This is a genomic window from Streptomyces sp. NPDC002055 (genome assembly GCF_040296705.1).
In the GTDB taxonomy this organism is placed as follows: Bacteria; Actinomycetota; Actinomycetes; order Streptomycetales; family Streptomycetaceae; genus Streptomyces.
Map to the genome: position 1 here is coordinate 50,090 of NZ_JBEOXS010000008.1, position 10,278 is coordinate 60,367.

At 70.8% G+C, this 10,278-nt stretch carries 9 protein-coding genes; 4 read left to right on the forward strand and 5 right to left on the reverse strand.

What is annotated here, in order from left to right; genetic code table 11:
• Positions 1–217 precede the first annotated feature (217 nt).
• Both ABT112_RS06650 and ABT112_RS06655 read left to right on the forward strand, forming a co-directional pair.
• On the forward strand, positions 218–406 hold the full coding sequence (locus tag ABT112_RS06650) for a helix-turn-helix domain-containing protein (protein ID WP_351506288.1): 189 nt from the start codon (positions 218–220) through the stop codon (positions 404–406).
• A gap of 78 nt (positions 407–484) precedes the next feature.
• On the forward strand, positions 485–1,720 hold the full coding sequence (locus ABT112_RS06655; protein ID WP_351506290.1) for a tyrosine-type recombinase/integrase: 1,236 nt from the start codon (positions 485–487) through the stop codon (positions 1,718–1,720).
• 209 nt (positions 1,721–1,929) lie between these two features.
• Here ABT112_RS06655 and ABT112_RS06660 read toward each other — a convergent pair whose 3' ends face one another.
• A complete protein-coding gene (locus ABT112_RS06660; protein ID WP_351506292.1) occupies positions 1,930–2,934 on the reverse strand; it encodes an AraC-like ligand-binding domain-containing protein in 1,005 nt (334 codons plus the stop codon).
• Positions 2,935–3,256: 322 nt separating this feature from the next.
• Between ABT112_RS06660 and ABT112_RS06665 the strand changes: the two genes are divergently transcribed.
• Positions 3,257–3,853 (forward strand): TetR/AcrR family transcriptional regulator, encoded by a 597-nt coding sequence (locus ABT112_RS06665; RefSeq protein ID WP_351506294.1) that lies wholly within the window; start codon positions 3,257–3,259, stop codon positions 3,851–3,853.
• A 281-nt stretch (positions 3,854–4,134) separates the two neighbouring features.
• On the opposite strand, the gene ABT112_RS06670 is transcribed toward ABT112_RS06665, so the two are convergent.
• Positions 4,135–4,521 carry a hypothetical protein gene (locus tag ABT112_RS06670; protein WP_351506296.1) on the reverse strand — a complete coding sequence of 129 codons (387 nt, stop codon included), beginning with the start codon at positions 4,519–4,521 and terminating at the stop codon, positions 4,135–4,137.
• A 1,135-nt stretch (positions 4,522–5,656) separates the two neighbouring features.
• On the opposite strand from ABT112_RS06670, the gene ABT112_RS06675 reads away from it, so the two are divergent.
• On the forward strand, positions 5,657–6,703 hold the full coding sequence (locus ABT112_RS06675; protein WP_351506298.1) for a helix-turn-helix domain-containing protein: 1,047 nt from the start codon (positions 5,657–5,659) through the stop codon (positions 6,701–6,703).
• Between the two features lie 117 nt (positions 6,704–6,820).
• Here the strand turns inward: ABT112_RS06675 and ABT112_RS06680 are convergent, their stop codons facing one another.
• From ABT112_RS06680 to ABT112_RS06690, 3 genes are all read right to left on the reverse strand, one after another.
• The gene (locus ABT112_RS06680; protein ID WP_351506300.1) at positions 6,821–7,981 is read right to left on the reverse strand and encodes an alkaline phosphatase PhoX; all 1,161 of its coding nucleotides are present in this window, start codon (positions 7,979–7,981) and stop codon (positions 6,821–6,823) included.
• Between the two features lie 300 nt (positions 7,982–8,281).
• Positions 8,282–9,049 (reverse strand): pirin family protein, encoded by a 768-nt coding sequence (locus ABT112_RS06685; RefSeq protein ID WP_351506303.1) that lies wholly within the window; start codon positions 9,047–9,049, stop codon positions 8,282–8,284.
• A gap of 212 nt (positions 9,050–9,261) precedes the next feature.
• Entirely contained in the window at positions 9,262–10,188 is a 927-nt protein-coding gene (locus ABT112_RS06690) for an oxidoreductase (protein ID WP_351506305.1), read from the reverse strand.
• Between the last annotated feature and the right edge of the window lie 90 nt (positions 10,189–10,278).

A 10,278-nucleotide genomic window follows, 5' to 3' on the forward strand; every position in this document is an offset into this window, starting at 1 on the left:
CGCAGACTCCGATCCCTGCGTCATCCTGCGTCACCTGCGTCACGCGATGACGCAGCCCATGCCGCACCGATGACGCAGCCCCTGACCACTGCGTCAAGCAAAGCCGCAGGTCAGACGCGCGAATGTCGCTGATGACGCAATGACGCAGAAATCCGGGCCTCGGACAGGCGCGAGTACCCCTGCCCGCCACCGCCCCTGAATTTTGAGGAGGGAAGTCATGAAGAGGTACTTGACGACCGCGGAAGTCGCAGAGCGCTACCGCACGTCCCCCGCGACTGTCCGCTACTGGCGCTACGCCGGAAGCGGCCCGCAGTGCTTCATCAGGCGGGGTCGACAGGTTCTGTACGACGCCGCAGCGCTTGACAAGTACGACGCCGAAGAGATCGGAGGTCGATGCGCAGCATGACCCGAGACGGCAATGAACCCCTCCAGACAGTAAGCCGCTTCATGGCTGGCGCGGCTTGCTCTGGGGGGAGGGGAACTGATGGCTGACGTGTATGACCGCTGGCACCTGTCCCGACCGCCGGCCGACGCCGAGCCGTGCGAAGCGCACAGCACCAAGACGGCGACCGTGTACCCGAGCGCAGGGCACGGAGTCGGGAAACGCTGGCAGGTGCGCTACCGGGATCTCTCCGGCAAGCAGTGCAAGGAGAACTACGCGAAGAAGACGGCCGCGGAGTCCCGGGCCGCGAAGGTGACGTCCGAACTCGACGGCGGCACGTTCGTGAACCGGGAGCTTGGCAAGCAGAAGTTCAAGGCTGTCGCCGAGCGCTGGCAGGAGGTGGCTGTACACCGCGAGCGGACCGAGTCGAACGTCGAGCGTGCCCTACGGCTGCACATCTACCCGACTTTCGGCAACCGGCAGATCGGCAGCATCCAGCGGGCAGACGGACAGAAGTGGATCAAAGATCGGTTCTCGGCCATCGCCCCGTCGACGTTCGCGACGTCCTGGAACGTCTGCACCAGCATCCTGAAGATGGCCCACCAAGAGGGCATCATCCCGAAGTACCCGTGGGAGGGCCTCAAGCCGCCCGAGGTGTTCTATCCGGAGATCCACCCGCTCCACCCGGAGGCCGTGAGGGCGCTCATCGTCACCGCGTCCCCGCGGTACCGGGCTCTGGTGCGGCAGGCGGCTTCCACCGGACTCCGCCAGGGCGAGCTGTTCGGCCTGGAAGACGACGAGCCGGCCGAGACCGTCACGGTCAAGCAGCAGATGATCGGCCCCGACAAGGGCGTGCCGTACCTGGGAGAGCCGAAGACCAAGCAGAGCTACAGGGCAGTTCCCCAGGGGAGGTCTGTTGTCGACGAGATCGAGCGGCACCGGAAGAAGTTCCCGCCCAAGGTCGTGCACATCGAGGACCGGACGAACCCGCGTAAGCCCGTGTGGCGTCATGCTCGGCTGCTGTACACGAGCGAGACGGGCGGGGCGATCCGGCGCGGAAGCTGGGCGAAGCTGTGGGCCCGCAACATCAAGCGGGCGAACGCCTACCTGGCGAAGTCCGGCAGCAAGGTACGCGTCCCCGAGGACACTACGCTTCATGATCTGCGCCACTTCTACGCCTCCGTGCTGATCAAGAACGGGGCGACGCCGAAGCAGGTTCAGATGCGCCTCGGTCATGCCAAGCCGTCGATCACGCTGAACGTCTACACGCATCTGTGGGAGGCGGAGGTGGATCGGACGGCCGACATGATGGAAGCCGTCCTGAGCGATGTGCCCTGAGAGTGCCCTGGGGCATGAGGAATGGCTGGCTTCCCAGGTCAGGAAGCCAGCCATCCACCCTGTGCGGAGGTGCCGCCCCCGTTCTTTTCCGGCCCGCACTCCCTCCGGCCCGCGGAACACCTCATGCCGGGCCGGATGCCCGATGGGCCGTGCCGAACGACCCCGATCGGGCCTCAAGGGCGAGGGCCCGGCGATGCGTCCGCCGGCGGCTACGGGCGAGCGCTACGCGCCGATGCTCGTGTGGCGCGCTTCGTTCCGGTAGGCCGTGGGCGACACGCCGTAGGCGGAGGTGAAGACGCGGGTGAAGTCGGAGGCGCGGGGAAACCCCAGCGGGCGGCGATCGCGTAGACGGGGGTGTGGCACAGCGCGGCGTCGGCGAGGTCGTGGCGTGCCCGTTCGAGTCGCTGGTGGCGGATCCAGCCGGCGACGGTGAGCTGCTCCTCCTGGAAGAGGCGGTGCAGGTAGCTCAGGGAAATGTGGTGTGCGGCCGCGATGGTGCGGGGGGTGAGGCCGGGGTCGGAGAGGTGCTGGTGGATGAAGGTCCTGATGCGCAGGGTCAGACTGCGGCGCTGGGGCTCCGGTTCGAGGGGCCGCTCGGCGTCGAGGACGTGGGCGAAGAGCGCGAAGAGCAGATCGGTGGCGACCGTGCCCAGCCGCGGCCCGTCGGTGGGGTGATAGGAGCCGGTGTCGTCCCAGATCCGGGTGAGAAAGGTGGCGAGTATGCCCCCGAGCCCGTCCCGGCCGGAGAACCGCCGGTTGAGGAGCCGGCCGACGCTCGTCGCCGGCAGCGGCAGCAGGTGACGCGGAATGAAGACATCCGTGCTCAGGACGTGTTCCCCGCCGTCTTCGGTGCGTGCCTCCATGAAGTACGGGCGCGAGGTGTCGAGGAGCGTCACGTCATAGGCTCCGTAGTGCACTTCGCGCTCGCGCAGGGTCAGCGTCTTGGTGCCGCGGAGGACCAGTGACAGGTGATAGATCTCCGGATCGGAATGCCGGATCAGTTTCCGGGTGCGGCGGAGCGTCATCCCAGGGTGCTCGGTCTTCCACAGGCGTACCGCGCCCAGCTGCAGGATGCGTAGTGACGCGGGGAAGTCGGATGCCCGGCCGCTGAGAATCTCCGCGGGCGCGTCGTTCTTGGACAGGATGTCCCGCCAGTAGTCGAACCGGTCCTCCGGAGCCACGTCCCGGGTGCAGAATCCCGTCTCGGTCAGCATGACTCCGTCCCCCCGTGGCCGGCCGGCCGATCGGTGGTGAGCCCGTCGGCGGCCACCGCTGCCGGATTCCTGTTGTCGGTACCGCTCTTCGGCCAGGTGCCGCGCGCTGTGGGCCGGGTCGTTCGCATGGTCTCGTTCCCCCGTGGTGAAGGGAGGGGACGCGGTATCGTGCCGCGGACACCCCCTCCTGATGCGCCTGCTCCCGTACGGGTCTCGACGCAGGCACGTCGGGCCCGCACGGCCGCGACGGAACGTCTTCCTGCACGCTCCGCCGCGCACCATACGGAAGCGTATGGATGTCCATACGGTAGCGTATGGCGCCATGGTGCACCGCAAGAATCAGCCACCCCGTGAAAGCGGCCGACTGGCTGCTCAGGACTGGATCGACGCAGCCCTGACGGCCATCGGTGAAGGCGGCCTGCGGGCTGTCGCGGTCGAGCCGCTCGCCAAGCGCCTGGGGACCACGAAGGGCAGTTTCTACTGGCACTTCGCCAACCGGGACGCGCTGATCGAGGCCGCGCTCAGCCACTGGGAAGAGACGAACACGGAACACGTGATCGCTGCGGTGGAACCGGAGCCGGACCCGCAGCGGCGGCTGCGCAGCCTGTTCAAAGCGGTCCCTGCGGCGGCGACCAGCGGAGATCCCATCGAAGTCACCCTGCTGACGTCGATCTCGCACCCTCAAGTGGCCGCCGTGCTGCGACGGGTGACCGAGCGCCGGATCGCGTTCGTCACCCAGATCTTCACCGATCTCGGTTTTCCCGCCGACGAGGCGCACCGTCGCGGCGTGCTGGTCTACACCGCTCACCTCGGCCAGATCCAGCTCCTCCACGCGGTCCCGCAGGCCCTGCCCTCCGATGTCGACGGTCAGCGCCGTTATCTCGACACCCTGCTCCGGACCCTTACCAGCAAGGCCTGAGCGCGCAGGGGGAGACGCGTGCGTGGCCGGGGTCCGGCCGGGGCTCGGACGGGCCCCGGCGCGGGAGTTGTTCCGGCCGGCGGCCCGGCCACGGGGCGTGGCCGGCGAACGGTGACGGCATGGGGCCGTACGGGAGTGGGTGGCACCGTTTGTGGCGGTGCCACCCACTCCCGCGCCGGGGTGGCCGTCTCCTTGGTGAACGCCTCGGTGCTTGCCCTGCGCCACGGGTCCGGCCCGGCCTCCGCTCCCCTCGGCCGGCCGCAGGGCGCCGGGCGCCGGACTCAGGAAATCAGGTTGAACTTCCGGCCGTGGAACTTCTCGTGCCCGTTCTTCGCCAGTGACACGCGGATGCCCACCCGGATGTTCTCGGGCACCTTGCGGGCGAAGCCTCTCGTCTCGCAGTCCTGGTGTCCGCCGTTCGTCTTGACCGTGGCCAGATCCTTGTAGTTGCTCATCCTGAACAGATGGATGATGACGTCGTAGCCGTCCGCCTGGTCATCGCAGGCCTTGATCACGTCGCCGTCGTGTCCGAAGGCTCCGGCACCACCGGGATCCCAGTCGGTGGTGTAGACCCAGCCGCTGTTCGTGCCGGCGTTGCTCGTTCCCGGGAACAGCAGCACGGTGGCGAATGCTGTGGCGAGAACCGTAGCTGTCCTGATCTTGCGCATGTCCCTCCTCGGGTTCTGCGTGTCGGATGTGCGGGCGTCGCTCGGCTCGGTGTGTGCCCGGCTCTCCGGGCGGGTGCGAGTCTCCGAACCGCGGAGCGCGGGCGACCGCCACGCGAGCCGATGGACGCGAGTCGTCCTGTGCCGGAGTTGTCCGTGGTGCGCTTCGATGGTTCATGGGCTGGAGAGGGCCGCCGCAATCGCTTTCCCTGTCCGTGCGTGCCTCGTGTGCAATGAGTCCGTCACCCCGTACGAATGAGTTCGATCGGGCGGGCCGTGCGGGGGATGGGCTTGTCGGCGTTCCTTGTGCGGCGTCCCGGGGATTCCGGCAACTCCGGTGCGGTGATGGAGACTTCCGCACGGGCCGCCGGAACGCCCGGCCTTGTCCTATGAGCATGGGGCAATGCGGCAGCCCTGTCGTGCGCAACCGGTACACAAATGGTTCGCAATGCGTGCACCCGGAGTCCTCATGGGGATTGCCGTGGCCGCCGTGCCCTTGCTCATCCCCTGCGTGATGGCGGGGTCATGCGGCGCCGTACCGGCTCCATGCGGTTCGCGGAATCGAGTCCGCCTTTTGGAGTCCGTTCCTCCGCGCGTCCGCTGCGACCGGTCCATGATCGGACCGCCGCATGGAGGGTACCCGGCCAGTCGGTGGGGCGAGCCGCGTGGGGCTCGCTGGGCCGACGCGTGCGCGCCGGCACGTCGAAGTCGTGTCGGTGCGGAGCTGGGCGGAAGTGCGGGAAGGGAATCGCCGGAGGGAGGGGGGTGGTCCTCGGTGGCGGGCGTTTGCGCAGGGTGCCGGCCCGTTCGGAGGGGCCGGGATTCCGCGGGCGCCGTATCGCGGACGGCTGTCAGGTGTTCGACCCGCGGTCCGGGCGGGCTCGTGTGCACCGGACCGCAGGCCGTAACCCCTGCCGAGCGCGAGGCGGTACCCAAAGCCGCCCGGAAGCGAACCGCCGCACTGCCCCCACAACAGTCCCATCGGCGGCTTCCGTGTGCCCGACGGGGTCCAGCATTTCGGTAGCGGCCGGAGGCCCGCGACCCGTTTCAACTGTGGCTTAAACGGCGTGGTAACCGACAGTGCCGGAGTGCATACTCGGTGACCGGGGCAATGGCGGGGGCCACTTGTGGGGGTTTGGTGCTACGCATCCATTTCACCGGGCTTGATCTCGCCCGGGTCCGGATAGCCGCACGTCCGGACGCGCTATGGGAATCCGTCCTCAGTTTTCACCGACTACGCGACAAGCAAGGGCCAACGGTTTACGGACCGTGGCGTTGTGAAGCGCGATCCAGGTTGAATGGTGAAACACGCCTGCTCTCTTCCCTGGTGCCGTCGCGCGGTTATTTCCCCGACTTCCTGACGCCGCCGGAAGGCGTGCTCGGCGTGGAGCCGGCGATCGAGGCGCTGCGCGAGACACCGGCGCCGCGGCTGCAGCGCGAGCTGTCGCTGCTCGGCACGGCGCGCACCCGGCCGGGCTGGCTGCGCGAGCTCGCCGACGGCGACAGTGGGGCGCTGGGCCGGCTCATCGGCGCCCTGCGCAGCTACCACCGGGCCGCCATCGCCCCGTACTGGCCGCATATACGGGCCCGGATCGAGGCCGACCGGGCGGCGCGCGGCCGGGCGCTGCTGGACGGCGGCACCGACCGGCTGCTGGCGTCGCTGCCGGGGACCATGCGCTGGCGCTCCCCGGTGCTGGAGTCGGACTATCCGGTCGACCGGGACCTGTACCTCGGCGGCCGGGGGCTGTTGCTGCTGCCGTCGTTCTTCTGCCGCCGGACCCCGGTGACGTTCCACGACCGGGATCTGACGCCGGTGCTGGTCTACCCGGTGGAGCACACCGAGGAGTCGGTGCCGCCGAGGCCGGTGCGCAGCTGCGCGGGGGACGTCGGCTCGCTCGGCAAGCTGGTGGGGCACACCCGGTCCGCGGTGCTGCGGACCATCGGCCACGGCTGTACGACCGGGGAACTCGCCCGCAGGGTCGGGGTGTCGGCCGCGTCGGCCAGCCAGCACGCGAGCGTGCTGCGGGAGGCCGGGCTCGTCGTCACGCTGCGGCACGGCGGCGCGGTGCTGCACACCCTGACGCCGTTGGGCGCCGCCCTGTTGCGGGGCGGCGCCGCCGCCGTGGTGCCGTCGCCGTCGGAGGTCGCGGAGGTGCCGGCCGCGGCGAGCGGCGCCGGTTCCTGAGCGGCAGGTCCCTGAGCAGGCAGGGCCGCTTCGCGGCACGGTGACCGCCCGGACGGGGGCCGGGCCGCCCCGGACCCCGGCCGCCGGTGCGGCCCCCGCGTCCGCGTCGGGCCGGGATTACGCCCGGAACGGGCCGGTGACCTCGTAGGTGATGCCGGTCGACGAACTGCCGCTCGTGCCACGCTGGCTGGAGAAGTAGAGCCGGCGTCCGTCGGGGGAGAAGGCCGGGCCGGTGATCTCGGAGGCGGACTGGCCGTTGATCCGCAGGAACGGCGCGACGACATCGTCCGGGGTGATGACGCAGATCTCCATGGTGCCGCCGTCCTCGGCGACGAAGAGGTCGCCGGAGGAGGTGCCGGTGATGTTGTCCACGCCGGTCAGCGGGGCGTCCGTGCCCACGACCAGGGAGTCGTCGTAGGCCAGTTGGTAGGTGCCGTTCGCCAGGTCGAGCTGCCAGACCCGGTTGTCGCCCTTGGTGGTGAACCAGACGGTGCCGTTGGCGTAGTGGCACCCCTCGCCGCCGTTGAACCGCTTGGCGCCGGAGACCTGGTTCCGGGTGACGGTGGGGGAGCCGTCCGGGTCGGGCACGGTCGCCCAGCTGAAGGAACCGGACGTCCCGGAACCGGCCTTGAGCACCTGAAGGGTGCCGCTGGACAGGTCGCCCCAGGTGTCGGGGGTGAAGCGGTAGAAGCAGCCGTCGGTCTCGTCCTCGGTGAGGTAGACCGTCCGGCGCACCGGATCGGCGGCGGCCGCCTCGTGCTTGAAGCGGCCCATCGCGTCGCGGCGCCGGGCCGGCCGCACGCCCCACGGGTCCGTCTCGTGGACGTAGCCCCGGCTGACCTCCTCGCAGGACAGCCAGGTGTTCCACGGGGTGCTGCCGCCCGCGCAGTTCTGCCGGGTGCCGGAGAGGATGCGGCGGGCGCCGGTGACGGTACCCGCCGCGCTGAAGCTGACGGCGCTCGCGCCGCCGCCGGGGTCGATCTCGGAGTTGGAGACGTAGATCCAGCCCGTGCCGTCGGCGAAGCAGGCGCCGCCGTCGGGTGCGCTGTGCCAGGTGTACGAGGTGCCCGGGACGGTCTGTCCCGACCGGGCGATCACCCGGCTGCTGAACCCGCCGGGCAGGTGGATGCCGTTCGCGTCGGCCGCGCCCGGGGCGCCGTAGGGGCCGGGGCCGGGCTGAGCGGGGGCCGCGTAGGCGGCTCCCCGCATCAGGGTGCCGCCGAAGGCCGCGGCCGAGGTGCCGATGACTGCTCCACGCAGGAAGGTGCGACGTTCCACTGTCACTCACCGCCAGTTGTGTGACCACCCCGTGGCCGGACGGCGCACGGAGTCACGCGCCACCGGACGATAGGAGCGGGCCGTGACCGGGGTGACAACGAGCGGTGAAGCGGCAGTGCTCTTTGACCGGCGGACGGGAGGAGGGGAGGAGGGGAGAGGGAAGGAGTGGTGGAGGGGAGGAGTGCTGGGCGGAGGGGCCGGGGGACGGCTGTGGCGTGGGTGCGGTGGAGCGCCGAGGGTGGCCGAGTGGCCGGATTCGACGGGCCCGGGGCCGGGGCGCGCTCCGGGCCCGCCCGTGCGTCAGGCGGCTGCCGGGCCGAGGGCCGCCGTCATCTCCCACATCAGCACCTCCGCGCCCGCCGCCCCCGCGGTGATCCGCTGCCCCTCGGCGCGGCCGATCCGCACGGCGTCGCCCTGCCCGAGGCGCCCCGCGCCCTCCAGGTCCGCCTCGCCGCGGGCGACGAAGAGGTGGACGAACGGCGCCGTGGCGATCTCCAGGGTCTCGCCCGGCCGGACGCGGGCGACCTGGAGTGCCGCGTGCTTCTGCCGGATCGAGATCGCCCGCCGGTCGCGGTCCCGGGCCATGCCCGAGGCCAGGACGGTCCAGCTGCCGCGGGCCAGCTCGTCGTTGATGTCCAGCTGCTCGTAGCCGGGCGCGATCCCGGCCTCGTCGGGGACGGTCCACATCTGGACGAAGTGCACCGGGTTCCGGTGCTCCGGCTCGCCGGTGAGCGTCCACGAGTCGTTCTTCTCGCTGTGCAGGATGCCGCGCCCGGCGCTCATCCGCTGCGCGAGTCCCGGGTGGATCAGCCCGTTGTGGCCCTCCGAGTCCTGGTGCACGAGGCCGCCCTCCAGCACCCAGGTGACGATCTCCATGTCGCGGTGCGGATGGGTGTCGAAGCCGGTGCCGGGGGCGACGACGTCGTCGTTGGAGACGAGCAGCAGACCGAAGTGCGTGTTGGCCGGGTCCCGGTGCCGTGCGAAGGAGAACGAGTGGTGGGACTCCAGCCAGCCGGTCCGCGTGTGGAAGCGCTCGTCCGCGCGGCGGATGTCGAGGGTGGATGCCATGGGAGTCTCCTCCTCGGTACGGGCTGCCGGGGGCCCGGGAGCGGCCGCCCCGGCGCGGTGGCGGCCCGGAGGTCCCGGGACGGGCGCCAACGGATTGGTTGAACTTTATACAATCCTGGAGGCGGAAACATTCCCGGGCCGCTCCACCGTGCGGGCGCGGTCGGGCTCGGCCCCCGCTCCCGTTCTACCGCTCCCGTTCTCCCGCTTCCGCGCTACCGCTCCAGCGCCGCGTACGTCACCCCGGTCAGCCGCTCGGAGGCGCCCCAGAGCTGTTCGCCCGCCAGGTCGTTGCGGGTCCACGGGGCCCGTCGGGCGGGGACCGGTGCGCCGCGCCAGTGCAGCCGCGGGCCGATGTAGGCGTCCTGGTGCACCCCGGGGGCGGTGGCGGCGTACAGGGAGGGCAGCGCGCCGCTCCCGGCGGGCTGGGCCAGCAGCCGGTTGCCGGCGGACACGATCGTCTCGGCCGCCCGGCGGCCTTCCATCCGCACCCCCGCGGTGGCCAGGTTGGTGGAGGCGTAGCCGGGGTGTGCGGCGGCGGCCGTCACCGGGGCGTGCGCGCGGGTCAGCCGTCGCGCCAGCTCGTGCACGAACAGCAGGTTGGCGCTCTTGGACCGCGCGTACGCCACCCAGCGGCGGTAACCGCGCTCGCTGTTGAGGTCGCGCGTGTCGATGTTGGCCAGGACGTGCAGCCCGCTGGAGAGTGTCACGATCCGCGCGCCCGCGGGCGCCGCGAGCAGCTTCGGCAGGAGCAGGCCGGTCAGGGCGAAGTGCCCCAGGTGGTTCACCCCGAACTGCATCTCGAAGCCGTCGATGGTCCGCCGGTGCGGCAGGGCCATCACCCCCGCGTTGTTGATCAGCAGGTCGAGCCGGTCGCGCTCGAAGGACCGGGCGAAGTCGTGCACCGAGGAGAGATCCGCGAGGTCGAGCGGGGCGAACTGCACGTCGGCGTCCGGGACTTCGCTCCGGATGAGGGCCTCGGCCTCCTTGCCGCGCGTGGCGTCCCGGCAGGCGAGCACCACATGGGCTCCCCGGCGTGCGAGCTCGCGGGCGGTCACATAGCCGAGGCCGCTGTTGGCGCCGGTCACCACGGCGGTCCGCCCGGCCTGATCCGGAATGTCGTTCGCCGTCCAGCCCGTCATGACCGGTCTCCTCGCCTCGTCGCCGGAGGGGCCGCGCCGTTCTGTCCGGTGCCGTCCCGTCCGGCCCAGTCCCGTCCCATGGCGTCACCC

What these genes read in the sequence shown, in the direction of transcription:
- ABT112_RS06650 (WP_351506288.1), top strand. Translation starts at nt 218, where the DNA reads ATGAAGAGGTACTTGACGACCGCGGAAGTCGCAGAGCGCTACCGCACG.
- ABT112_RS06655 (WP_351506290.1), top strand. Translation starts at nt 485, where the DNA reads ATGGCTGACGTGTATGACCGCTGGCACCTGTCCCGACCGCCGGCCGAC.
- ABT112_RS06660 (WP_351506292.1), bottom strand. Translation starts at nt 2,934, where the DNA reads ATGCTGACCGAGACGGGATTCTGCACCCGGGACGTGGCTCCGGAGGAC.
- ABT112_RS06665 (WP_351506294.1), top strand. Translation starts at nt 3,257, where the DNA reads ATGGTGCACCGCAAGAATCAGCCACCCCGTGAAAGCGGCCGACTGGCT.
- ABT112_RS06670 (WP_351506296.1), bottom strand. Translation starts at nt 4,521, where the DNA reads ATGCGCAAGATCAGGACAGCTACGGTTCTCGCCACAGCATTCGCCACC.
- ABT112_RS06685 (WP_351506303.1), bottom strand. Translation starts at nt 9,049, where the DNA reads ATGGCATCCACCCTCGACATCCGCCGCGCGGACGAGCGCTTCCACACG.
- ABT112_RS06690 (WP_351506305.1), bottom strand. Translation starts at nt 10,188, where the DNA reads ATGACGGGCTGGACGGCGAACGACATTCCGGATCAGGCCGGGCGGACC.